The following is a 24110-nucleotide window of genomic DNA, read 5'->3' on the forward strand; positions in this document are numbered from 1 at the left end:
TGATTCCGGAACAGGGCTTCTGGCGCGCTGGAGGGTTACTCCGGAACCACGAGGGCCGGAGTGTCCTTGCGGAGGGTTTCGCCGCGGAAGAAGCCGGGCCGGACGCGGGCCATGATCACCATGACCACCGCTCCGAGGACCAGGATGCCCACGCCGATGATGAAAACGAGGCCGACGCCGAAGATCTCGGAACCGCTGCCGAACGACGGGGACCAGCTGTCCACTGCAGTCTGGATGAAGACGAGGGTCAGCACGACGCCGCCGACCACCGGGAAGAGCAGGCGCATGAAGAAGTTGCGGACGCTGCTGAACACGCTGTGCCGGAAGTACCAAGCGCAGGCAAAGGCGGTCATTCCGTAGTAGAAGCAGATCATCAAGCCCAAAGCCAGGATGGTGTCGTTGAGGACGTTCTCGCTGACCACCTTCATGATGGCGTAGAACCCGCCGGAGATAGCCCCGGCCATGATGGTTGCGAATCCGGGGGAACCGAAGCGCTTGCTCACGGTGGAGAACTTGTGCGGGAGGGCGCCGTAGTGACCCATGGCGAGAAGGCTTCGGGCCGGTGAGGCCATGGTGGACTGCAGGGACGACGCTGTGCCTGCGAGTACGGCCAAGGACATGAGGATGGCCAGGGGGCCCATCACCGGTGAAGCGAGTGCGGCGAAGATGTTGGACTGGTTGTCCGGGTTGTTGAGCCCGATGCCGTCTCCACCGACGCCTGCCACCATCATGGTCGCGACGATCACGGCGACGTAGAGTCCCAGCACGGCGATCGCCGTCGTGGTGCCCGCTTTGCCGGCAGTGCCTTTGCCGCCTTTGGTCTCTTCATTGACCGTCAAGCAGACGTCCCAGCCCCAGTAGACGAAGACCGCCAGGGACATGCCGGCAGCGAATTGCTCAAAGCTGCTGATCTTCGTGGGGTCGAACCAGTCCCAGCTGAAAGCAATGGCCGTGGGGGTGTCACCGGAGGAAGCGTGGGTGAGTGCCATGACGACGAAGACGCCCAACACCACAACCTGGAATCCCACCATGGCGTACTGCACCAGTTTGGTGGCATGCAGGCCCCGGTAGCTGACCCAGACAGCCAGCGCGACGAAAGCCAGGCACGTGGCGATGTTCAAGGCTTTGTTGGAGGTGAGGTCGGCAAGATCGGGATTGCCGAACACCTGGGCGAGGAAGAGGTAGAAGAAGTCCACCGCGACGCCTGCCAAGTTGGACAGGACGATGATGTTCGCCGCGAGCAGCCCCCAACCGCCCATCCAGCCGATGAACGGGCCGAATGCCTTGGTGGCCCACGTGAAGGTGGTGCCGCTGTCCGGGGAGTCCGCGTTGAGCTCCCGGTAGGCGAACGCCACGAGGATCATCGGGATGAAGGCGACGATGAAGATCGCAGGCAGCTGAAGGCCCACCGCGTTGACCGCCGGGCCGAGTGAGCTGGTCAGGCTGTAGGCGGGTGCCACGGAGGAAATACCGAGGACGACGACGGCGAGGAGCCCCAGCTGCCCCGTCTTGAGTCCTTTGCCGCTGATGCCGTGTTCGGTGCCGGCGGGATCGTGGGCCTCCACGGTTTTCCTGGCGCTTGGGCGGGTTATTTGAGTCATGTGCCTGGCTCTTTCTAGATGGGCCGAAGATTGTTGCTGGGTGATGCAGTGAAAGCCGTCTGTGGGGTCATCGAAGCTGATGGTGGGCGGGAGAGGTTGGGGCGCCCGGGTTGGTGGTGTGGATCATGATGGCTGTTTTCCGGTGAGACGGGAGTCACTAAATGAATGACGTTCATTTAGTATGAACGCGCGGAAGCCTGGGCGCAAGTGGTTTGCCGAAACAATTTTGGTGTGGGAGTGGATCATCTGAGCTGGCGTTTGCCGGAAATGGCCCAAAGGTGAGCTCGCGTTCGCCGGAAATGGCCCAAAGGTGAGCGGGCGTTGTGGAGGGCCGATGGGTCGGGCGACGATCCCGCAGCGCAAGACAGGACGCTCGCTCACATATGCAGTAAAAACCGGCGACGCTCGCTCGGATATGCGGTCAAAAGCGCAGACGCCCGCTCAGATCATCTGAGCGGGCGTCTGCCGGGAGGGGCCTAAAGGTGAGCGCGCGTTTGCTTAGGCGCTCAGCTCGGCCCGGAGAGGGTATTCCTTGCTGTCGAGGAGCAGTTGCGTGCAGCGTCCGGTTTCCGGGTTGAGTACGATGGGGGCCGCGAGATTGACCGTTGTCTTTTCGGGAGTCGGGTTGACCACTACCAGGGTGGTTGCCAGCTCGGCCCGGTCCAGCCCGAGGTCTTCCAATGTCGTGCGGGGGATGGCTGGCGCGTAGTCCGGAAGATAGACGGCGGCCTCGGCCAGGAACATCCGGATGCGCGGACTGGCCGATTCCATAGCGTAGAGCCCGGGGGCGCCGTCGATTCCCCGCAAGGCGAAGCCGGCAGAGGCTTCGAGCCCCGGCATGGGCGCCGTGAAGCTCAATTCGCGGGAAGCCTGTGCCGTGCTCATTTCAGGAAATCCATGAGCGTGGGCTGCAACGTCTTGGCAGTGACAGCGAGGGCAACCTGGTAGTTGGTTTCCTGCAGCTTCAAGTCCATGACCGCCTTTCCTATGTCTGCGTCTTCAATGCCGGAGCGTTGGACCTCAAGCGAGGCCTTCAGCCCGTCCACGGAGTTCTGCGCGCTCATCAGCTTCGTCTGCCGCACTCCGACGTCTGCCCGTCCGCTGATGACAGTTTTGATGCTGTCGCTGAGGGCGGTCAAGCGGCTCCCGACGTCGGCACCGGAGCGGATGTCGGCGACGACGTTGCTCACCAAGGCGAAGACCGAGGTGGCGCCGCTCCCGAAGATCGCACCGCCGTCGGCGTCTACGCGCACCGTCTGGTTCGCATCGACGCGCCGCTGCACCGTACTGCCCGGCGTTCCATTGAAGACGGGTGGCGTGGCATTGCTGAAGGCGCCGGCCGAATCGGAACTTCCCGCGAAGACATTGCGGCCAAGGTACTGCGTGTTCGCCTGCGCGAGGAGGTCGTTGTTGAGTCCTTCGATTTCGACGGCGATCGCCTCCTTGGCGGTGCTGTTCAGGGAACCGTTGCCAGCCTGCACTGTGAGGTCACGGACCTGATTGAGGATGTTGGTGGCCTGGCCGAGGGCCGAATCGGCGGTTGTCAGCCAACCATTGCCGTCGTTGATGTTGTTCGAATACTGTCCGGCGGCGCTGATCTGTCCCCGCACGGCAAAGGAATTCGCCAAGCCCGTTGGGTCGTCGGAGGGCCGGGTGATGTTGGTAAGGTTGGTGGCCTTGTCCTGCAGGGCTGCGAGCTTGGCCGAACCCGCCTGGAGATTCAGCTGCGCGGCGGCGGCCATCGTCTGAGTGGTGACTCTGTTGAGCATGGCTTACCTTCCCACCAATCCGGTGTGGTTGATCAGGACGTCGAGGGTCTCGTCCACCGCAGTCAATGCCCGGGCGGCCGCCTGGTAGGCGTGTTGGTTGGTGAGGAGGCTGATGTTCTCCTCGTCGAGGCTTACGGAGGCTCCTGAGGAACGCTGCCCGACGGCGGCAGCGCTCGCCGCGTCGGCGAGCTGCTGGTGCTGCTGTGCCGAACGCGACGTTGTGCCGATTCCTGTGACAATTCCGGACCATAGAACGTCGGGGGAGCCCTGCCCGGTGCCGATTTGGGCCACGGCGTCCGCGATGCTGCCGTCGAGGGCGCCGGAGCCGGGGCTGCCGGTGGCGATTCCTGCGGCGCTCGTCGGGACGACGCTGAGGGACAACGCAGCCGGAGCGCCGGGGTTGGTGGCGAAGAAGTCGAGGTTGGTGGCACCAGTGGTGGACTGTCCGGTACGGTGCACGGCATTGACGTCGTTCATCAGTTTGGTGGCGAAGGCGTTGTAGGACGCGGCGGCTTCGGCGATGGCCCCGCCGGCACCTCCCGGAGCGGCCGGGGCGAGGAGGGAGACCGCACCGGCGAGCTTTCCGCCGTCGAGCGGTACCGCGACACCGGGGCGGTCCGCCCACTCCAACTGGACTGGCGCGCCGGGCGCGCCCATGCTTGTCTGGCCTGCCAGCGCGAGGTCGCGGTGCGAGGTGCCGGAGACGATGGCGTTCCCTCCGACGAAAACGTCCACCGTGCCGTCGGCGTTGTCCCGGACAGTGCCTCCGGCCAAGGACGAGATGGTCTCGGTCACCTGGTTGCGGGCATCAATAAGTTCGTTGGCGGAGCCTCCCGAGGCCGTCACAGAGCGGATGGTCGCGTTGAAGTTGGCCACGCGGGCGGCGGCGTCGTTCAGGGTAGAGACGGTGCTTTGGGCTTCTCCGTGGACGCGGGTCCACTGCGCGTCCACGGCCTTGTAACCGTTCGAAACAGCATTGGCGAGGGTTGTACCTGCCTGAAGCAGCATGCCGGCGGGCGCGGCTTCTCCCGGGTTGTTGGAGATGCCTTGCCAGGAGGACCAGAAAGTCTGCAGCGCCGTGGATATCCCGGAAGGCCCCGGCTCGTTCAGCGAGCCTTCGAGCTGCTGGAGCTCGGTGGAACGGTATCCGGCGTAGCCGGCCTGGGCAGCCGTGGAACGGACGCCGGCGTCGAGGAAGCTATTGCCCAGACGGGCGATTCCATCGACGGATACGCCTTGGCCCGGCTGGACCCCGGCCGCGACAAGGCCCGTCCGGACCGGCGCGCTGAGGGCCGATTGTTCGATGCGTTGCCTTGTGTAGCCGTCCGTGCCGGCGTTGGCGATGTTCTGCCCCGCCACGTTGATCGCCTGCTGCGCTGCGGTGAGGCCCAAGTAGGCCGTATTGAGTCCGCCGAATGTGCTCACTGCTTTGTCCTTTGGGTGATCCGGACCTCGGGTGGTCCGGCCTTTGCTTAGCCGTCCGTGTTTGATGAGTTCCGGTCAGAATTGCTGGTCGAAAAGACGGGACGGGGTTGAGTCCGGGGTCCTGCCTTGGACCCCTGTCCGGCCATGGGAGTCGTAGGTCCCGGCGGCCGGCTTCAGATCCGCCATGGTTTCCTGGGTGGAACGGACGGCAGCGCGGAGGAACTGCTCGTTTGAATCACGCAACTGCTTGATGGTGGCGGTCTGCTGCTGCATCGCATTCAGGTGCGAGGACAAGACGTCGGCCCAGGCCGCTTCCGGCGCGGACGAGGCAAGCGTGCCCAGCGAGGACTCCGCTGGCAGGCCCCATTCCTCTGCCACGGCAGCCACTTCCACCGCCCTGGCAAGGCCTGCCTTGGACAAATGTTCCAGTACTTGCTCGACTTCCCGCGTGCCATGCGGCAACCATCGGGATTTGCCCGCTGTGAGGAGCAGCTGCTCTTCCTCCAGCTTGAACGTCAGCAGGTCCAATAGCTCACGTTCCCGCCACAGCAGGGCCGACAGTTCATGGATGGCCATGTCGGGTCAACTCCAGTTCCGGGTTGGTTTTTCGGGTGCATTGCCGCGAGAAGGCACTTTCCCCTGTGCCTTCGCCGCGCCAATGACAACTATCGGCTGCAGTCGCCCACGCGTTAGGCGTTGTTCATACATGATTTGTCTGCTTTGTCCAGTCAAGCGGCGCCCTGCGGATTTTGTGGGCTGCCGCAAAATTTCCCTGCGGATTTTTGCTAACCAAAAGGAACGTTGTTCCGATAACCAGAAGTGACAGGCCACGGACGGCCTGGAGTACCAGCAGACCCAATCACGGAGGAAACACCATGGGCATGGCAATCAACACAAACCTGATGGCGAACAACGCCTACCGCAACCTCAGCAACACCCAGAACGACGTGGCCAGCTCGATGCAGAAGCTTTCCAGCGGCCTGCGCATCAACAGTGCAGCTGACGACGCTGCCGGCCTGACCATCTCCGAAGGCCTCAAGTCCCAGGTTTCCGGTTCTGCCGTTGCAGCCCGCAACGCCCAGGACGGCATCTCGGTCATCCAGACCACGGAAGGCGCACTCGGCGAAGTCACCTCGATCCTGCAGCGCATGCGCGACCTTGCCGTCCAGGGCTCGTCTGACACGAACAACGCCAATGCGCGTGCAGCCATCAAGACCGAAGGCGACTCCCTCGGCCAGGAACTCGACCGCCTGACCAAGGGTACGAACTTCAACGGCATCGACCTGCTCAAGGGCAACACCGGCACCGGCGTTTCCGCCACCGGCACCCTGAGCATCCAGGTCGGCACCGGCAGCACCGGCAACGACAAGATCGACATCAAGGTCGGCGACGTAGCCACGGCGGTCGGCAACCTGTCCGGCGCAGCCGGGGCCACCGACTTCAACGTCACCGACACGGTGGCTGGCGACGGTACAGCTAGCGCAAACGCTCAGGCGACGATCGCCAAGATCGACACGGCGATCAAGAACATCACCACCCAGCAGGCAGGTCTGGGTGCCACCCAGAACCGCCTGCAGCACGCGATCAACACCCTGAACGTCTCCGGTGAGAACCTGCAGGCCGCACAGTCCCACATCACCGACGTCGACATGGCCCAGGAAATGGTCAAGTTCACCAAGGCCAACATCCTGCAGCAGGCCGGTACGGCCATGCTGGCACAGGCCAACCAGTCCGGCCAGGGTGTCCTCAAGCTCCTCGGCTAGAACCGGACCGCCTAGCGGATCCATCGCCGGTGGCGGTCAGCTCGGGTCCTGTACCCGACTGGCCGCCATTGGCCGTTAGCGCAGCAGCATAACTTTGGAAGGAACCCCCGAGTGGGAACATCGATTGACGGCCTCGCCAGCGGCCTGAACACCACCTCGATGATCGACGCGCAGATGGCCGTGGAAGCACTGCCCCAGCAGCAGCTGCAGGCCAAGGTCACCTCCGACCAGTCGATGATCAACGCGCTCAACAGCCTCAACACCCGCGTGACAGTGTTGAACTCCCTTGCCACGTCCATCTCAGCGCCGGGCGCGACCAATCTGTTCACGGCCACCACGAACAACCCGGCCGTCACGGCCACCGCGTCCACCACGGCGACCACGGGCTCGATCGATGTGACGGTGACCCAGTTGGCGTCCACGAAAGTCGGTGTCACCGAAGCCCTCACCACGTGGCCCACCGATGCGTCCGGCAACCCGGCACACCTCACGCTGGTTGACAAGAGCGGCAAGGCCACCGAAATCACCCCCGCTTCCACGAGCCTTGACGATGTGGTCAAGGCCGTTAATGCCGCCGCCGGGGGAGCGACCGCGGTGAAGGTCCCGGCCGGCAACGGCACTTATCGCCTGCAACTGACCTCCAGCACGAGCGGCGCAGCGGGCGACTTCCAGGCCTATCAGGGCACTGCCGCCGATGTCACCGCAGGGACTGCAACGGACCTGTTTGCCGCGCCCACTGCCGCCATCGTCAAACCGGCTGCGGATGCCCAGGCTGTCCTGTATGCCGGAACCGCAGCGCAGCAGACCATCACTTCGTCCAACAACACGTTCAGCGAGATCCTTCCCGGGGTTTCGGTGACCGCAACGGCCGTGAGCTCCTCACCGGTCACCGTCACTGTCGCAAGCGACACCGCCGGCATCACAAAGAAGGCCAGCGACCTGGTCTCATCGGTGAACGATCTTTTGGGCTACATCGCGACCAGCAGCGCGGTGAGCACGACCACGAGCGCCGCCGGTGTCGCCAGCGCCCAGGGCGGTATCTTCACCGGAAACAGCTCCGTGCGGGGTATCAGCGACGCCGTTACCGAAGCGGTGGTGGCCCCGGTGAACGGCAAATCGCCCTCCGAATACGGCATCGTCATCGAAAAGGACGGCACCTTCACCTTCGACAGCGGCAAGTTCGCCTCGGCGATGGCGGCCGACCCGGCCGGAACCCAGTCCGCCTTGTCGCAGATCGCCACGAGGGTCGCCTCGGCCGCGACGAACGCCTCGGACCCGGTGAGCGGCTCCATACCGCAGCTGATCAAGGGGCAGCAGTCCGAAGTGACGGATCTGACCTCCCAGATCGCCGATTGGGATGTCAGGCTCGCGGACCGCCGCGCCTCCCTCAAGGCTGTCTACACCAACATGGAGGTCCTGCTCGGTGGCCTGAAGTCCCAGGCATCGTGGCTCACCGGCCAGATCTCCGCCCTGTCCAGCTCGTCCTCATCCTCCTCGTCGTCAGGAAACTAGACCGTGACAGCCACAGCACTTCGAGCCAGCCAGCTCAGCAAGTACAACACCGACGCGATCCTCTCGGCCCCACCGGCCAGGCTCCTCACCATGCTGTACGACCGCCTCCTGCTGGACCTGGGCCGCGCCCAATTCGCCCAGGAGAACGCCGATTGGGGCGTCGCCAGGGAAAACCTCCTGCATGCCCAGGCGATCGTCACGGAGTTGTCCTCCACCTTGAAGACCGACGCTTGGGATGGCGCCCCCGGACTGCTGAGCATCTACCAGTACTCGATGGAAGCCTTGATCGGGGCCAACATCTACCGCGACGTCAACCGGACCAAGGAATGTATCGCGCTGCTGGAACCGCTGCGGCAAGGCTGGCATGACGCCTCTTCGCAGCTTCCTGCCCAGGGCGCGACCGCCAGCACGATCGGGACCCTCGGTGTCGGCTGACCCGATGCGGGAATGGTCCGACATCCTGGACCGGCTGGAAGCCGATATCGCCGTCGCGGTCTCCGGGGGAGAGCCGGTGCCCTGGAATCCCCCTGCCGAGGCCGGGCCCCTTCCGCCGGCTCTGGTGGACAGGGCACGGAGGCTCCTTGACGCGCAGCTGGAATCCGTGAACATCCTCGGCAAAATCCGGAACGACGCCCTTGCCCACCTGGACGCACTCAGCACAGTCCCTGGAAGCCGCGATGCCTCGCGTCCGTTGATCCTCGACGTCCAAGGCTGAAGAAAAGTACCGAAAACTATCCCTGAATCGACTAACGGATCCTCGGCGCGTGCCGATGGTGGAAGTTGAGCAGGGATTGCTCGATGCACGGCCACGGATCGGCCTCTTCATATCTATTCGCGAAGGCAGGCCGACGTGTTCGACTCAGTGACTTCTGTTGCGCTTGGCAGCGCCCTGGATGGGCTCTCCTTGCGCCAGAACACCATCGCCAACAACATCGCGAACATCAATACCCCGAACTACCACGCCAAAAGGGTGCAGTTCGAAGACGCGCTCGCGGCCTCGGTGAGCGCCGGTAATGGTTACGCTGCACCCACGGTGTCTACGTCGCAGGAACCCACCCAGCTCAACGGCAACAACGTGAACCTGGACACGGAAACCCTCTCCAACGTGGACACCGTCCTGCGCTACCAGTTCGCGGCCCGGGCCGTCGGAGACGAATTCACCGCGATCCGCACGGCCCTGAGGACCAGCTGATGACTTTCGACGCGATCGGCATTGCCGGCTCCGCCCTGACTGTCCACCGCAAGTGGCTCGATGCCGTCTCGGACAACCTCGCGAACATCAACGACGTGTCCCGCACCAGCGGCAAGGCCTTCCAAGCCCGCTACGTCGAAGCCGCCGAAGGCAGCGATGGAAACGGTGTGTACGTCAAGAGCACCCCCCAGGGCAGTGCCACCGGCAGGCTGGTGTACCAACCGGACCATCCCCTTGCCGACGCCCAGGGGTACGTGCGTTACCCGGACATCGACCTCTCCGAACAAATGGGTGCGCTGATTGTGGCGCAACGCGGCTACCAGGCCAACGCGCAAGTTGTCGACCGTGCCCGTGAGACTTACCAAGCAGCGCTCGAGATAGGAAAATCCTGATGGCTTTGGACCCGATCGGCGCAATTCAGGGCAGCGGGGGTCTTTCCGTGCAGGGCGTCACCGGCACCGGCTACCTGGGCAGCACAGACAGCGTCAGCGGAACCACCGGGGCGGCGGGCGGCAACGGCTTTGCGACGGCGCTGACCGGTGCCGTGGACAACCTCCAGTCACTGCAATCGACGTCGAACCAGCTGGCGGTATCTGCGGTGACGGGCAACCTCGACGACATCCACAAAGCGACGATCGCCGCCACGCGCGCCCAGATCACCATGGAGCTTGTCTCCACGGTACGGAACAAGGGCGTTGACGCGTTCAACGAGATCATGAGGATGCAGGCCTGATGCCCCCACAGATTGCCGCTTTCTTCCGCAAGATAGGCGATGGATTCAAGGGCTTCACCGCCGGGCAGCGCACCATCGCCATCATCGGCATCGCCGTCCTGGTGCTCGGCGGAGTGGCCCTGTCAGCATGGTTGGGGAAGCCGTCCTACTCGCCGCTGTTCTCGGGCTTGAAGGACACGGACGCCAACAGCATCGTGGAGCAGCTGCGCAAGGACAACGTCCCGTACGAGCTCAGCAACGGCGGTTCCACCATCCTTGTCCCCGACGACAAGGTCAACGACGAACGGCTGAAAGCGGCCGCGGCGGGCCTGCCGGCGGCCGCGGCCACCGGCTATTCGCTGCTGGACAAGCTCGGAGTGACCTCCTCCGAATTCCAGCAGACCGTGACGTACAAGCGCGCGCTTGAGGGCGAACTCGCCACCACCATCCAGGCCATGGACGGCGTCAAGACCGCCGCCGTTCAGCTCGCCCTTCCGGCAAAAACGGTGTTCACCGCTACGACTCCCGACGCCACGGCATCCGTGTTCGTGGAAACGCAGCCGGGTATCACCCTGTCCGCAGATAAGGTCCAGGCAATCGTGCACTTGACCTCGGCGGCGATCGAAAACCTGAAGCCAACGAACGTGACCGTGGTGGACTCCCAAGGCAACGTCCTCTCCACTGTGGGTGGGGGAGCCACAGGGTCCTCGTCCAAGCAAGCCGCCGACTACCAGCAACGCACCTCCGATTCGGTGAAGGCCGTCCTGGACCGGGTAGTCGGCCCCGGCAACGCCACCGTCGCGGTCGCGGCCGACGTGACTGCAGAGTCCGCGCAGCAGCGCAGCGAGACCTTCTCCACCGCCAAGGATGCCGCTCCGCTCAGCGAGAGCACCAAGACCGAGAAGTACACGGGAACCGGCGGCGGCGCCTCCGGTGTCCTGGGCCCGGACAACATTGCCGTGCCGGGCGGCACCAACGGCAACGGGACCTTCGACTCCAGCGACACCACCAAGAACAACGCCGTCAACAAGGTCACGGAGGACCGCACCATTCCGCAAGGCGCCCTCAAACGCCAGACGATCTCCGTCGCCATCAACCAGGCCGCGGCGGCCGGACTCAACGTCAACTCCGTCAAGGCGCTCGTCACTTCCGCGGCCGGCGTCGATCCCACCCGCGGCGACGTGGTCACGGTTGAGGTGCTGCCCTTCAGCACTTCCGCTGCAGACGCAGCGACACAGGCGCTGGGCGCGGCAAAAGCGCAAGCCGATGCCAAGCAACAGTCGGATTTGATGAATACCCTCATCCTGGCCGGAAGCGTCCTGCTGGCCGTGGTCGCGCTGATTGTGCTGGTGCTGATCCTCCTGCGCCGCCGCCAGCGCCGCGAGCCCGTCGACCTTGGCGAGCGGATGGACTACGAGATGCTGCCCCCAGCGGTGTCCGCTCCGGCGCTCGAAGGGCCCCCCGCCACGTCGGCGATCGAACTGCCGCCTGTGCATCCGGTTCCGGCGTTGCCGATGTCCGGAGCCGAAGCTCTCGACGGCGAACGGCGGCGGGCGCAGATTGAGGCCATGGTTGCCGAGAACCCGGCACGGACCGCCGATTACCTGCGGGGACTCATGGATGAAAGGCAGCCGGTATGAGGGCCGGGGAGTTGGACGTCGGCGGCTTGACCGGCGCCCAGAAGGTGGCCGTGGTGCTGATGCAGATGAGCCCGGCCAGCGCAGCCTCCCTCATGACCCAGTTCTCAGAGTCCGAGGCCGAGGACATCGCGGGCGAGATCGTGCGCTTGCGCCGCGTCTCGTCAGCCGTGGCGGACCATGTCCTGACAGAATTCCACGACCTTGCGGTCAGCGGGCGCCGCACGGCCCGCGGCGGCCAGGAATTCGCCGTCGGGCTCCTGGAAGCGTCCTTCGGTGCGGACAAAGCCGCCGGTTTCATGGACCGTCTCGCATCCACGATGGCCGGGAAGTCCTTCGAATTCCTGGAAATGATGGATCCCGGCCAGCTCCTGGCCCTCATCGACGGCGAAATGCCGCAGACCATTGCCTTGATCCTGGCGCATTTGCGGCCAGGCAAGGCATCCGCCGTCATGGCCGGCCTGGGCGACGTGCAACGGAGTGAGGTGGCCCGTTGCATCGCCACCATGGGGATGGCTTCGCCGGAAGCCGTAGGCATCGTGGCCGAGACCCTCAAGGTTCGCGCCGGAGCCGTCATGTCGCAAAGGAAGTCGAGTGAGATTGTGGGCGGCATCCAACCCCTCGTCGACATCATCAACCGATCCGACATCAACACCGAGCGCTCCGTGTTGGAAGGCCTGGAAACCCTCGATCCGGAGCTGGCCACGGAAGTGCGCGCCCGGATGCTGACGTTCGTGGACATCGTGAAGTTGGAACGCCGCGACATCCAGCAGATCCTGCGCGGCGTTAATGCCGAAGTGCTCGCCGTCGCCATGAAGGGTGCGCCCGCCGCGGTGCTCGAGGCAGTGCGCACCAACGTTTCCGGGCGCAACCTCGAAATCCTCGAAGCCGAGATGGCTTCCGCCGGGCCTGTGCGCGCCTCCCAGGTTGAAGAGGCGCGGGCAGAGATTGTCCGTTCCATCCGTGAGCTTGAGGCCGAAGGCGCCATCGTGGTCCGGCGCGGCGAAGAAGACGACTATGTCTACTGAGGCCGGACTCCGGAGGGTGGTCTTCCCGGACATCCAGCCGGCCACGAGCTCACGCAAGGAGGACCGGGGGTACACCCAGGGACACGCGGCAGGCTACGCGGCCGGAATCCGGGCAGCGGCCGCCGAACAGCTGGGTCTCCGGGAACAGCTTCAAGCCGAACACCGCGCAATGCTCGACGCCGGGCGCCTGGCCGTGGGGCACGCTGTCCGTGCGCTCGAAGCGGCGGCCGCCGAGTCCCGGCAGCGCCGCGGCGCCGTGCTGGAGGAAGCACAGGACGTCTTGGCAGCCGGTGCGATGGAACTCGCCGAAGCCATCCTGGGCTACGAGCTCAACGACGGCGCGAACACCGCCCGCGCCGCTTTGGCCCGGGCCCTGGCAACGGCTTCCGACGTGCAAACAGTGACCACTGTCCGGCTCCACCCGGAGGACCTCGCCGCGCTGACCGCCGTCGACATCGGGAGCGTGGCCGGCGTCGAACTCAAGGCCGATCCCGCACTGGACCGCGGCGATGCGATCGCGGAGTATCCGCAGGGCTGGCTCGACGCCCGGCTCGGTACCGCGGTGGACAGGGCCAAAGCAGCCCTGTTGGGGAACGACGCATGAGCCTTACCGCATACCGGCCGCACGCAGGCCGTTTCCGCGCAGCCCTCGCCGCCGCGGCACCGCAGCGGGTGGGCACTGTGACGTCCGTGCTCGGCCTCGGCCTGGAGGTCTCCGGGTTGGACTGCGCGGTGGGAGATCTGGTCACCATCGGTGAGGCCCCAGGACTCGACGCCGAAGTGGTCGCCTCAGTCAGTGGCGCCGTGCGCTGCATGCCGCTGGGACGGTTGACCGGAGTGGCCGCGGGAGACCCGGCCCGTTCCAAAGGCGCTCCGATCCTGGTCCCTACCGGCCGCGGCCTTTTCGGGCGGGTATTGGATGGGCTCGGGCGTCCGATCGACGGCAAGGGCCCATTGCCCGCGAGTCCCATGGTCCCCCTGGACAACGAAGCCCCGTCCGCGATGCACCGCGCCCGGGTGGACACCCCGCTCCAGACGGGCGTCCGTGTCCTGGACACCATGGCCACTCTTGGCCGCGGTCAGCGCATGGGGCTGTTCGCAGGCTCGGGCGTCGGCAAGTCCTCGCTGCTGTCCATGATCGCCCGCGGCACCGACGCCGAAGTCTCCGTGATTGCCTTGGTGGGGGAGCGCGGGCGCGAAGTGCGGGAGTTCCTGGAAGATGACCTCGGTCCCGAAGGCCTGGCCCGTTCAGTGGTGGTTATTGCAACGTCCGATGAACCTGCCCTGATGCGCTTGCGCGCCGCCGTCACGGCCACCCGGATTGCCGAATCCTTCCGCGAGGCCGGCCAGGACGTGGTGCTCATGATGGATTCGCTGACCCGTGTGGCCATGGCCCAGCGCGAAATCGGCCTCTCCGCCGGAGAACCTCCCGCCACCCGCGGCTACCCGCCGTCGACCTTTTCCGTGCTGGCGCGGCTCCTGGAACGCGCCGGCACCGCCGAAACCGGATCCGTGACCGGTATCTACACGGTGCTGGTGGACGGCGACGACCACAACGAACCGATCGCCGACGCCGCCCGCTCGATTCTCGACGGACACGTGGTCCTGGACCGGAAGCTCGCCGTCACGGGGCACTTCCCCTCGGTGGACGTCCTTGGATCGGTGTCCCGCGTGGCTTCCAAGGTCAACTCCGCTGATCGCACTGCGCTCGCGGCCTCCCTGCGCAGGGTCCTCGCCGCGCGGCGCAGCACGCAGGACCTGATCGACGTTGGGGCCTACCACCGTGGCAGCAATCCCTTGGTTGACGCGGCGCTGGACCATGAAGCCGCCATCAACGGGTTCCTGCAGCAAAGCATGGACGATTCCACCCCGTACAGCGAGTCGTGGCCGGAACTCTTCCGCCTCTCCGCAAGCCTCGAAGGAGCCGCGTGAACCGTCAGTTCTCCCTGGCCGGGCTGTTGCGCCTGCGCCAGACCCAGCAGGATGCCGCTGCCAGCGGCCTGGCGCGCGCCAACTCCCGGACCGCGTCCTTGCGATCCCGGCGCGCTACCGCCCGGGAAGAGCTGGCCGAATCCGCCGGAGATCCCGGAAGCTCCGCGTCGCTCCTGGCCATCGCGGCCTCCCGCGCGTCCGCGCAAAGCATGTTGGCTGAGCTTGACGCCTTGGCCGCCAGCGCGGAAGCTGAAGCCGCCGAGGCCCGTGCCGAATACACCGAGGCAAAGCGCCGGGCCGTGGGACTGGAGAAACTCGAAACCCGTCACGGCGCCGCTTTCGAGGCTTACGCGCTGCACGCCGAACAAAGCGTGCTGGACGAGATCGCGTCCTCCGCGTGGCACCGGAAGGCCACCTCATGAGCATGGCGGAGGCCATCGGGCGCATCCAAAGCATCCAATCGGTGTTGCAGCAACTTAGCCAAGGCATCAGCCCGCAAGCAACTTCCGCGACGGCCGACCCTTCCGCGACGGCCGACCCTTCCGCGGGTACGGCCTCTTCGACGGACGCGGCGTCCTTCGCGCAAGCGCTGAGCACCGCCGTCGGGGGATCGACGACGCCGGACGTCAGCCAGTTCGCTTCTTCCTTGGGCCTCGACGGCACCGCGGGCCTCGACGGCACCGCGGGCCTCGACGGCACCGCGGGTCTCGCGGGAACTGCGGGCCTCTCCGGCGTTGCAGCCCTCCCCGGCAATGCCGCGCTCTCCGGCATTGCGGGCCTCGGAGTGCTTTCGGGGGTCGGAACCGGCACGGCCGCCGGCGGTGTCACCGGCGATGCCGTAGTGGCTGACGCCAGGAAATACGTGGGCGTGCCCTACGTGTGGGGCGGCACGGACCCGGCCGTTGGCATGGATTGCTCGGGCTTCGTGCAGCGCGTCTTCAAGGATCTCGGCGTCAATCTGCCGCGCGTCGTCAGCGATCAAATGCGCCAAGGCACGCCGGTGGCGTCCTTGGCCCAGGCCAAGCCCGGCGACCTCCTGGTCAGTTTCGGCGGCGAACACATCTCCATCTACCTTGGCAACGGCAAAGCGATCGACGCTCCCGTCCCCGGCCAGACCATCCAGATCCGCGATGCGTGGGAACAGCAGTCCAACTTGACCGCGATCCGCCGCATAGTCCCGGCGGGAGGCTCGTGATGCAGTTGCCTCCCGCCGTTGCGGCCTCCCCGCGTCCGGCTGTTCCGGGCTCTCCACTGGTGCCGCAGCTTGGCGCCTCCGCCGGTTTCGAGTCAGTGATGAACAGCGTGCTGGCATCGGACGCGAAGACCTCCGATGGGCCCGCGCAGCAAGCGCCCGACGGCGGCGCGCAGGGGAAGCCCGCAGCCGACGGTACCGTGCCGCTCGCCCGAGCCGCCAAGCCGGAGGGGACGAAGGTCCCCAAGGACACGGTGGATGCGGCGGGTGCTGTGGATGCGGCAGGTGTCGTTGCGGGTGCTGTTGCCGCTGTTGCGGCAGGTGCTGTTGCGGGCGCGGCCGCAGCCGGCGGTCCCGCAGCCGGGACCGCTGCTCCGCAGACGGGCAGCTCGGGCGGCGCTGTGCCGGTCAAAGTCGGCGTGGTTGACGGTACGGCGCCGGCCAGAGTGGTTGCAGGCACGCTGGCCACGGCAGGCCTTGCCGTAGGGGTGGATACGGGCAGCATCCAGGCGGCGCTGACGGCAAACCCGGCGCCTTCGAACGCCCCCGGTACTTCGGCCCAAGGGCCTGTGGTCCCTCCTCTTTTGGTCCCTGCTCCCTCTGTGCCGGCAGTGCTGGTCGGAAAGCCTGGTCAAAGCTCACGCCAGACCGGTCAGATCCCGGCCAGCCCATTGCCGGCCAGTCTGCAGCCTGCCGGCACTCAACCGTCGAGCCCGTTGCCCGCGAGCCCCCTCCCCGGAACCGCGCTGCCCACTAAACCGTTGCCCGCCGGCCCCGAACCCGGGGTCAACGCGACCGCGGCCCCGGCAGGCGAGTCCGCCACCGCCGTCGCACTTCCCGCCGGGAAACCTGCGACGCAGCAGGAGCCACAGCGGATCCTCGGGCAGGACACTCCCGCCGCCCCGGCACTCGCGCTTCCTGCGGGGATTCCTGCGGGGATTCCTGCGGGGATTCCGGCTGGGATACCGGTGGTGGTGCAGCCAGCGTCGCCGCTCCAGGAAGCTCCTTCGGCGGCCCCCGCAGGCATGGCACCACTCACGCCCCAGGCAGACCCGGCGAAACTCGTGCCACAAGTGTCCGGGCCGCTGTTCTCCCTGGCCTCGGCGGCGCCCGGCGCCCATGTCATGACCTTGAAGCTGTCCCCGGAAGACCTCGGCCCGCTGACGGTCCGGGCCCATATCGACGGTTCAGGGGTGCGGATCGAATTGTTCGCCCCCGGAGAAGCAGGCCGCGAGGCAGTGCGCAGCATCCTGCCGGAACTGCGGCGCGGACTCGGCGAATCAGGCTTCGGCGCCAGCCTCGACCTGTCCGAACACAACGCTCCGGCCGATGCCGGCGCGGGAGGCTCGGACCCCCGGGACCGACGCCCGGCCGATAGCCCCGCCTTCCCGCGCGGCAGCGACGGCGAGCCGGTTCGCCTGCCGCGGACCGCCGTCGTACCTCCCCGAAGCAGTACCAGCAGCCTGGACATTCTTGTCTGATGAAGGAGACCCAATAGTGACCATCCAAGCCATCGCGGCAAGCAGCGGAGTCCAGCCTGGAACCACCGCAGCCGGAACCGCCGCGTCCGCGCCCGCGCAGTCCATGGACTCGAACATGTTCATGTCCCTGCTGGTGACACAACTGAAGAACCAGGATCCGAGCTCACCCATGGATACCAACCAGATGATGAGCCAGACCGTCCAGCTGTCCATGATGGAAAAAATGACGGAACTCACCGCCGACGCCAAGGAGAGCTTTTCGCTCCAGATGCGCAGCGCTGCGGCACAGATCATCGGCCACAACGTCAGCTACGATCTCCCGGACGGGACGAAGGGCTCCGGCGTCGCGAGCTCGGTTTCCTTCGCTGCCGGAACCCCCACCGTGGCGGTCGGGGGAGTGAACGTTCCGCTCGATTCCATCAGCGGGATGACGGCCGCAACGTCGCCCACACCGGCTCCGTCGCCCACCGCCTGACGCTCCATAAGACTCCCCGAACCACCCGAAGAAAGGCAACACCATGCTTCGTTCGCTGTACTCCGGAATTTCCGGCCTCCGTGCCCACCAGGCCATGCTGGACGTCACGGGAAACAACATCGCCAACGTGAACACCGCCGGCTTCAAGGCTTCCTCCACCCAGTTCCAGGACACGCTTTCCCAGATGACGCAGGGCGCTGGGGCCCCGCAGACTGAAACCGGTGGCACCAACCCCGCCCAGATCGGCCTGGGCGTGCGCGTGGCGGGAATCAGCACCAACTTCAGCCAGGGCTCATCGCAGAGCACCGGGCGCGCCACCGACATGATGATCTCCGGCGACGGGTTCTTCATCACCAGCAAGGCCGGCCAGCAGCTCTACACGCGCGCCGGCGCCTTCGACATGGACGCGGCCGGCCGGCTCGTGAGTCCCGACGGCGGCATCCTGCAGGGCTGGTCCGCCGCCAACGGCGTCGTGAACCAGGGGGGTCCCATCGGCCCCATCGCCCTCTCGCCCAACACCACGTCGGCGGCGGTCGCCACCACCAAGGCCTCTCTGGACGGAAACCTGCCGTCCGACGCGGCCGTGGGGACCAGCGTGGAGCGCCAAGTCAAGGTCTACGACGCCGACGGCGCCTCCCGCAGCTTGACGCTTACGTTCAGCCGCTCTGCGGGCGGTTGGGATGTGGCCGGGGCGGACGCCAACGGCGCCGCAGGCAACACGACCCTCACGTTCGCGAACGGTGCGCTGACCTCGGGCGGTGCCATGACCGTCGGCGGCATCACGGTGGACATGTCCACCGTGACCGGCTTTGCCTCCATGAGCACGCTCACGGTCGGCAGCCAGAACGGATCCGAGGCAGGGAATCTGGAGTCCTTCACCCTGGGCGGCGACGGCTCACTCATCGGCTCGTTCAGCAATGGTGCCAAGCAGGTGTTGGCACAGGTGGCCCTTGCCCGCTTCACCAACCCCGGCGGCCTTGAAAAGGCCGGTAGCTCGACTTACGTGGCTACCGCCAACTCGGGCGCGGCCCAGTTGGGTGCCCCGGGCGCCGCGGGACTCGGTACCCTGACTGCCGGGGCCCTGGAAATGTCCAACGTGGACCTCTCCCAGGAATTCACCAACCTGATCGTGGCCCAGCGCGGCTTCCAGGCCAACGCCCGCATCATCACCACCTCGGATGAGGTTCTCCAGGAGTTGACAAACCTTAAGCACTAGTGATGCTGCCCTTTAAAAGCAAGGTGGCCGGCACCCTTGGACGCCGGCCACCCTTCGGGCGATTACCGCATATCTAGAGTCCGGCGACCCCGTTCGGAGTGCCGACGCCTGTGGGCCCGTCCCATCCGGTGCCGGAGAGGCACCACTGGCTCGTGGAGCAAGTGCCCGTCGAACCCGAGGCGACGTCATTGAAGTGCCCCGAGTTTGTGTAGGGGAGGGAGTTGGCCAGTGCCGAGGAGCTGCCGGTGTTCCCGGAAAGCGCATACATGGCCGCGATCAGGGGCGAGGAGAGGCTAGTGCCTCCGTACTGGGCCCATGACGAGGTGGTGCTGCTGCTCGGTGCGTACACTGCCAAGCCGGTCTGCGGATCTGCGACGGCGGAGACGTCCGCTGAGGCGCGCTTGCTGCAGCCGGTGCCGAAGGTGGCAGCCGCCGGCAACGCGGCGTTGACACTTGAGCATCCCGATCCAGAGCCGGACCAGGCAGATTCGCCCCACCCGCGTGAACTGGAGTTCTTGACCAACGAGGTGCCTCCCACCGCGGTGACGTAGCTCGAGGACGCAGGGTAGGACGAGCCGGTGTACCCGTTGTCACCGGTTGACGCTGTCACGGCGATGCCCGGGTGGTTGTAGTACGCACCGTAGCTGGAGTCCGCCGAATCCCCGCCACCGTAGCTGTTGGAGATCGCCGCGACGCCTGGCTGCTTGGCGGCCGTCGATACGGCTGTACCAAGATCGGTGAGGCCGGCTGTTGTCGCCTGTACCACCAGGATTTTGCAGTCCGGGCACGCTGCCGAGATGGCGTCGACGTCGAGGGAGGTCTCGTCAGCCCACCCGGAATTGAACCTGGGGAGCTTGTTCCCGCCGTTTTGGTCCATGATCGTGAGGCAGCCGTTGCTGACCGTGCATGCCGGAAGGCCGAACTGTGAGCGGTAAACGCCGAGATCGCGTTCAAGGTTCGGATAGCCGTAGGCATCCACGACGGCGACCGTTCGGCCGCCGGACTGGAGGCCGGTGATGTTGTAAGCGCTCTGTATATCCGCAGGGGTCTTGCCGGTGGCGGGTGGCGTGCTCGAAGCAGGCTTGGCTTGTCCTCCATGCGCTTGGCCCGCGGTCGTTGAATCATCGACGTACTTGAGCGCAAAACACGAGGCAGAGCCGGCTGGGACATCGGCGCAGGCCTTCTCCGCATGCCAATTGGCGGACGGAGATGGTTGGGCAACTGCCGCCGGCGCTGTTGCTGAGACCGCACCCAGCAACAGCAACAACGCCCCGGAAACGCTAAGAATCTTCTTCACGAATTCTCCCTGAGGATCAAATGAGACCCGAGTTGACAGAATAGTCAACTCGCGTGACAAGCTTCGCACCAAACGTCACTATTGTCACCCATGTCACATCCACCTCCACGGTCCCATGCGCCACGGCGGTGCGGAGGTGCGCCGTTGGGTTACCGGCACTTGCAGTACCCGTTTCAGCAGGCACGGCCAAAGCCCCGACGGAGAGGTTCACGGGAGACGTCTATCTCAACCCCCTCCACAACGGCGAGGCGCCGTCGCGTCTCGTGGCGGCGATGGTCCGCTTCACCCCCGGGGCCCGCACCAACTGGCATTCCCACCCCTTTGGCCAGACCCTGCATTGCACCGACGGCGTCGGTTTCGTCGCTACGCGCGACGGCGGCGTGATCCTCATGCGTGCCGGGGACACGGTCCACACCCCGCCCGGCGAGGAACACTGGCACGGCGGAACACGTGACAACATGATGTGCCACGTGGCCTTGGTGGAGCACGACAACGGAATGAGCGCCACGTGGCTTGAACCCGTCAGCGACCAGGACTACCAAGCCGCGCACGCCCACATCAGCCAATAGTCCGCCTCCACCCGCGTCACGTGAGGCAACTTTTTGGCAATGCGGCTGCGCTGAAACCCCGGAGTCCGGGGCTCGCGGTGGATGAGAGGGAACAAAAACCTGCTCCGTGTGACGCCGTGACAGACCCCGCCACACATCGAGGTCCCGCTCCGCGCTCTTACAGCAAACTTGCAGCTTCTGTCCGGTTCCCGTGCTGTATTCCAGTTCTATCCTGAGGGGATGGAGCAGAACACGGAGTCTGGGAGTGGCGATCGGGCAGATTTGCGGGAAAACCGCGGGTCCCGCTTCAGGGTCAGCCGGCGTGGATTCCTCACCGGGGCGGGGATGGCAGGCGCGGGAATAGTCGCCGGACTAGGCATCGCGAGGACGGGCGTGTTGCCCGGCGGTACGGCCCCGGTCAGCGCGGCGACACCGACGCCGGCAGCGTCACCGACGCCGTCGGCGGGCAGCACGGCTTCCGCTCCGGCGATCCGTAGCTTCGTCTCAACCGCTTTGACCGCTGCCCGCGTTGCCAGCTGGGCCACCGGACCTACCGGCGCGGGCCTGCTGTTCGTGGGACCGATGGGCCATGGCTCGAACGGGCTGATCATGGACAACCATGGGGAACCGATATGGATGGAACCGACCGGCTCCGGCGTGACGGACCTTCGCGTGCAAGCCTTCGAAGGCCAGCCGGTACTGACTTATTGGACGGGAATCGGAACCGGCGGACACGGCGCGGGGAAGGGCGTCGTCAAGGACATCCACTATCGCACCGTGGCCGAGGTCAACACAGGCAACGGGCTGCAAGCGGATCTGCACGAGTTCACCATCACCCCCGCCGGGACGGCATTGATGATCTCCTACCCGACCGTCCAGCATGACCTGACATCAGTGGGCGGTCCAGCGCAGGGCTACATGTTTGATTGCCATGTGCAGGAAGTCGCCATCCGTTCCGGCAAGGTCCTCTTCGATTGGACCGCCTCGGACCATATCGACCTGATTGAGTCCTATTTGCGCCCGTCCGACAACCCCAAGGCCGACGGCTCCGATGCCACGAAAGCGTTCGATCCGTTCCATCTCAATTCCGTGGACGAGAGCGGGGACGCACTCCTGGTTTCGTCCCGCCACACGCACACCGCCTATTTGATCGGCCGTTCCGACGGGAAGATCCGTTGGCGGCTGGGCGGGAAGCGCAGCGACTTCTCGATGACCCCTGAATCGGTCTTCGCTTGGCAACATGATGTTCGGCGCCGGCCCAACGGCATCATCAGCATGTTCGACAACCACTACAACCAGGGCACCACCGGAACGTCGCGCGGGCTGCTCCTCGCCGTCGACGAAAAGGCGCGCACCGCCGTCGTGAAGCAGGAGTTCAGCCGGGGCGGCCACCGGGGCGACGCCGAAGGGAACCTGCAGTTCCTGGATAACGGGCATGTCCTGGTCGGCTGGGGCGCAGATCCGGCCGCCACTGAATTCACTCCCGATGGGAAAGCGGTGTTCGAGGCGACCGGACTGGGTGACGCCTCCTACCGCACCTACCGCTCGCCGTGGACGGGCCGGCCGGACACCGTCCCCGACTTGGCCGCGGTTCCGGGCAACGGGTCCACGATGCAGCTCTACACGAGCTGGAATGGCGCAACCGAGGTCGCCAAGTGGAGGTTCCTGACCGGAGCCGGCTCCGGGCCGCTGTCCGAAGCAGTGACGGTGCCGCGTCGCGGCTTTGAAACCTCGACGGCGGTGGCCGCCGCGCCGAGGGCCGCCGTCGAGGCCTTGGACAAGTCCGGCAACGTTTTGGCGAGGTCGACGGTCATCGCAACCGCCTGAGATCGCAACGGCCTGAGTCTGTCGGACCGCGTTACGGCAGCAGGTGTTCGTGCGCTGCTGCCTCTACCTCCTCCGCTTCTGCCTTGGCCAGGCGGGTCTCTGCGTCGACGTCGATGCGCCGCGTCATCAGCCAGTACAGCCCGGCAGAGACGGGGAGTCCGATGAACAGCGAGATATCGGCGCCGTCGAGGGCGTGGGCTATGAATCCGACGAAGAGCTTGCCGGCAGAGAAGAAGGGGATCATCACCACAAAGCCGACCAGGTAGGAGATGATGCCAGGCCAGCCCCAGCGTCCGTAGATCCCGTCAGGCTTGAAGATCTCCGCGATGGCATAGTGGCCCTTGCGGACAATGAAGTAGTCGGTCAGGTTGACGGCAGTCCACGGGATGAAGAAGTAGAGCACCAACAGCAGGAAGTCGTTGAAGTTGGCGAGGAAGTCGGCCGAAGCAAGGTTCGCCAGGACCACGGAAATCAGGGCGGTGATGGAGATCGTGATGATCCGGATCCTCAGCGTCGGCCGGATCTGGCGCACGCTGTCGATGGACGAAATCAGGGTCAGCGAACCGCCGTACATGTTCAAAGCCGTCACGGACAGCAGGCCCAGGGCGGCGACGAACAAGGCGATTCCACCGAAGCCGCCGAAGAGCTGGTCGGCGGTGGATTTGATCGAGCCGATGGTTTCGAAGTTCTCCCCGGCCGCAGCACCGATGTACGCGCCCAGGAACATCACCCAGATACCGCCGAGTGCGCTGCCCCAGAACGTCCACCGGAAGGTGCCCCGTCCGCTGGCCGGCGGAAGGTAGCGGGAGTAGTCCGAGACGTAGATGGCCCAGGAGATCTGGTAGCCGGCCGCGACACCCAGCTGGCCAAGGAACGGCACCAAGTGGAAGTCAGCCAGGTTGTATGCGCCGGCAGGCATGACCAGTTTGACGGCTGCAATGGTGAGCAGCGCCAGCATGACAATGGTCAAGTACGTGAGGTATCGCTCAAAGGCATGGATGAGGTCGTAGCCGAACAATGCGATGACGACGGCGAGAATGGTGACCACCCAGAACCAGAGGTTTTGGGATCCGAAGTTCACTGATTCCGAGATGGCTTGGCCGGCCAGGATGGTGTTGAAGATGTTGAAGCCAGCGTACTGAAGATAGGCAAAGAGCCACACCAGCAGGGCGCCGATATACCCGAATTGAGGCCGGGACTGGATCATCTGCGGCAAGCCGAGCTGCGGGCCCTGCGAAGAGTGCGCCGCCATGAACAGCGTGCCCACAAGCACGCCGATGGCGATCGCGAGCAGGGACCAGATCAGGTTGCCGCCGGTGGTAATGCTGATCAATCCCACCGCCAAGGTGGCGATCTGGGCGTTGCTGACGAACCACAGCGGTCCGATGTGGGAGACCTTGCCGTGCCGCTCGTCCAAGGGAACATAGTCGATCGAGCGGACCTCCAGCCCTCGGCCTGATCCTTTGTCCGTTGTAGTGCTCATCGCGTTTCTCCTTCGGAGCA

General features: G+C 65.5%; 25 protein-coding genes. 18 read left to right on the top strand and 7 right to left on the bottom strand.

The annotated features are described in order from the left end of the window. Positions 1-35: 35 nt before the first annotated feature. The 5 genes from KNN17_RS07040 to KNN17_RS07060 form a co-directional block, all read right to left on the bottom strand. Positions 36-1601 (bottom strand): APC family permease, encoded by a 1566-nt coding sequence (locus KNN17_RS07040; RefSeq protein WP_241708084.1) that lies wholly within the window; start codon positions 1599-1601, stop codon positions 36-38. Between the two features lie 498 nt (positions 1602-2099). Further along, a complete protein-coding gene (gene fliW / locus KNN17_RS07045; RefSeq protein WP_241708085.1) occupies positions 2100-2486 on the bottom strand; it encodes a flagellar assembly protein FliW in 387 nt (128 codons plus the stop codon). Continuing rightward, positions 2483-3370, bottom strand: coding sequence for a flagellin N-terminal helical domain-containing protein (locus KNN17_RS07050; protein ID WP_241708086.1), 888 nt, complete (start codon positions 3368-3370; stop codon positions 2483-2485). The genes fliW and KNN17_RS07050 overlap by 4 nt, the downstream gene beginning before the upstream one ends. A gap of 3 nt (positions 3371-3373) precedes the next feature. Beyond that, positions 3374-4795 carry a flagellar hook-associated protein FlgK gene (gene flgK, locus KNN17_RS07055; RefSeq protein ID WP_241708087.1) on the bottom strand — a complete coding sequence of 474 codons (1422 nt, stop codon included), beginning with the start codon at positions 4793-4795 and terminating at the stop codon, positions 3374-3376. A gap of 75 nt (positions 4796-4870) precedes the next feature. Beyond that, complete coding sequence (locus tag KNN17_RS07060) at positions 4871-5371, bottom strand: flagellar protein FlgN (RefSeq protein ID WP_241708088.1); 501 nt, start codon at positions 5369-5371, stop codon at positions 4871-4873. 299 nt (positions 5372-5670) lie between these two features. Between KNN17_RS07060 and KNN17_RS07065 the strand changes: the two genes are divergently transcribed. The 16 genes from KNN17_RS07065 (at position 5671) to KNN17_RS07140 (ending at position 18935) form a co-directional block, all read left to right on the top strand. Next, on the top strand, positions 5671-6558 hold the full coding sequence (locus tag KNN17_RS07065; protein ID WP_241708089.1) for a flagellin N-terminal helical domain-containing protein: 888 nt from the start codon (positions 5671-5673) through the stop codon (positions 6556-6558). A gap of 111 nt (positions 6559-6669) precedes the next feature. Further along, positions 6670-8070: a flagellar filament capping protein FliD gene (fliD, locus tag KNN17_RS07070; protein WP_241708090.1), complete on the top strand. Its 1401-nt coding sequence runs from the start codon at positions 6670-6672 to the stop codon at positions 8068-8070. A 3-nt stretch (positions 8071-8073) separates the two neighbouring features. Then, on the top strand, positions 8074-8505 hold the full coding sequence (fliS, locus tag KNN17_RS07075) for a flagellar export chaperone FliS (protein ID WP_241708091.1): 432 nt from the start codon (positions 8074-8076) through the stop codon (positions 8503-8505). Between the two features lie 4 nt (positions 8506-8509). Then, positions 8510-8785 carry a hypothetical protein gene (locus KNN17_RS07080; protein ID WP_241708092.1) on the top strand — a complete coding sequence of 92 codons (276 nt, stop codon included), beginning with the start codon at positions 8510-8512 and terminating at the stop codon, positions 8783-8785. Between the two features lie 135 nt (positions 8786-8920). Next, positions 8921-9262: a flagellar basal body rod protein FlgB gene (locus tag KNN17_RS07085; protein WP_078106350.1), complete on the top strand. Its 342-nt coding sequence runs from the start codon at positions 8921-8923 to the stop codon at positions 9260-9262. After that, positions 9262-9654, top strand: a complete 393-nt coding sequence (locus KNN17_RS07090) for a flagellar basal body rod protein FlgC (protein ID WP_241708093.1) — start codon at positions 9262-9264, stop codon at positions 9652-9654. Before KNN17_RS07085 ends, KNN17_RS07090 begins: the two co-directional genes overlap by 1 nt. Further along, positions 9654-9995, top strand: a complete 342-nt coding sequence (fliE, locus tag KNN17_RS07095) for a flagellar hook-basal body complex protein FliE (RefSeq protein WP_241708094.1) — start codon at positions 9654-9656, stop codon at positions 9993-9995. Before KNN17_RS07090 ends, fliE begins: the two co-directional genes overlap by 1 nt. After that, the gene (gene fliF / locus KNN17_RS07100) at positions 9995-11614 is read left to right on the top strand and encodes a flagellar basal-body MS-ring/collar protein FliF (protein ID WP_241708095.1); all 1620 of its coding nucleotides are present in this window, start codon (positions 9995-9997) and stop codon (positions 11612-11614) included. Before fliE ends, fliF begins: the two co-directional genes overlap by 1 nt. Then, positions 11611-12639, top strand: coding sequence for a flagellar motor switch protein FliG (gene fliG / locus KNN17_RS07105; protein WP_241708096.1), 1029 nt, complete (start codon positions 11611-11613; stop codon positions 12637-12639). The genes fliF and fliG overlap by 4 nt, the downstream gene beginning before the upstream one ends. After that, the gene (locus KNN17_RS07110; protein WP_241708097.1) at positions 12629-13243 is read left to right on the top strand and encodes a FliH/SctL family protein; all 615 of its coding nucleotides are present in this window, start codon (positions 12629-12631) and stop codon (positions 13241-13243) included. Before fliG ends, KNN17_RS07110 begins: the two co-directional genes overlap by 11 nt. Further along, positions 13240-14571, top strand: a complete 1332-nt coding sequence (locus KNN17_RS07115) for a FliI/YscN family ATPase (RefSeq protein WP_241708098.1) — start codon at positions 13240-13242, stop codon at positions 14569-14571. The genes KNN17_RS07110 and KNN17_RS07115 overlap by 4 nt, the downstream gene beginning before the upstream one ends. Then, positions 14568-14993 carry a flagellar FliJ family protein gene (locus tag KNN17_RS07120; protein WP_078106343.1) on the top strand — a complete coding sequence of 142 codons (426 nt, stop codon included), beginning with the start codon at positions 14568-14570 and terminating at the stop codon, positions 14991-14993. The genes KNN17_RS07115 and KNN17_RS07120 overlap by 4 nt, the downstream gene beginning before the upstream one ends. Next, complete coding sequence (locus tag KNN17_RS22400; RefSeq protein WP_274619672.1) at positions 14990-15766, top strand: C40 family peptidase; 777 nt, start codon at positions 14990-14992, stop codon at positions 15764-15766. Before KNN17_RS07120 ends, KNN17_RS22400 begins: the two co-directional genes overlap by 4 nt. Continuing rightward, entirely contained in the window at positions 15766-17244 is a 1479-nt protein-coding gene (locus KNN17_RS07130) for a flagellar hook-length control protein FliK (RefSeq protein ID WP_241708099.1), read from the top strand. Before KNN17_RS22400 ends, KNN17_RS07130 begins: the two co-directional genes overlap by 1 nt. Positions 17245-17260: 16 nt before the next feature. After that, positions 17261-17719 carry a flagellar hook assembly protein FlgD gene (locus KNN17_RS07135; RefSeq protein ID WP_241708100.1) on the top strand — a complete coding sequence of 153 codons (459 nt, stop codon included), beginning with the start codon at positions 17261-17263 and terminating at the stop codon, positions 17717-17719. A gap of 43 nt (positions 17720-17762) precedes the next feature. Then, positions 17763-18935 carry a flagellar hook protein FlgE gene (locus KNN17_RS07140; RefSeq protein WP_241708101.1) on the top strand — a complete coding sequence of 391 codons (1173 nt, stop codon included), beginning with the start codon at positions 17763-17765 and terminating at the stop codon, positions 18933-18935. 73 nt (positions 18936-19008) lie between these two features. Here the strand turns inward: KNN17_RS07140 and KNN17_RS07145 are convergent, their stop codons facing one another. After that, positions 19009-20232 (bottom strand): S53 family peptidase, encoded by a 1224-nt coding sequence (locus KNN17_RS07145; protein WP_241708102.1) that lies wholly within the window; start codon positions 20230-20232, stop codon positions 19009-19011. Positions 20233-20285: 53 nt separating this feature from the next. On the opposite strand from KNN17_RS07145, the gene KNN17_RS07150 reads away from it, so the two are divergent. Together KNN17_RS07150 and KNN17_RS07155 are read left to right on the top strand one after the other, a co-directional pair. After that, positions 20286-20801: a (R)-mandelonitrile lyase gene (locus KNN17_RS07150; RefSeq protein ID WP_308196778.1), complete on the top strand. Its 516-nt coding sequence runs from the start codon at positions 20286-20288 to the stop codon at positions 20799-20801. A 219-nt stretch (positions 20802-21020) separates the two neighbouring features. Then, on the top strand, positions 21021-22607 hold the full coding sequence (locus tag KNN17_RS07155; protein ID WP_241708103.1) for an arylsulfotransferase family protein: 1587 nt from the start codon (positions 21021-21023) through the stop codon (positions 22605-22607). Between the two features lie 31 nt (positions 22608-22638). Here KNN17_RS07155 and KNN17_RS07160 read toward each other — a convergent pair whose 3' ends face one another. Beyond that, positions 22639-24090 (bottom strand): purine-cytosine permease family protein, encoded by a 1452-nt coding sequence (locus KNN17_RS07160; RefSeq protein WP_241708104.1) that lies wholly within the window; start codon positions 24088-24090, stop codon positions 22639-22641. Between the last annotated feature and the right edge of the window lie 20 nt (positions 24091-24110).

It is taken from the genome of Arthrobacter bambusae (assembly GCF_022606295.1).
Taxonomy (GTDB): domain Bacteria; phylum Actinomycetota; class Actinomycetes; order Actinomycetales; family Micrococcaceae; genus Arthrobacter; species Arthrobacter bambusae_A.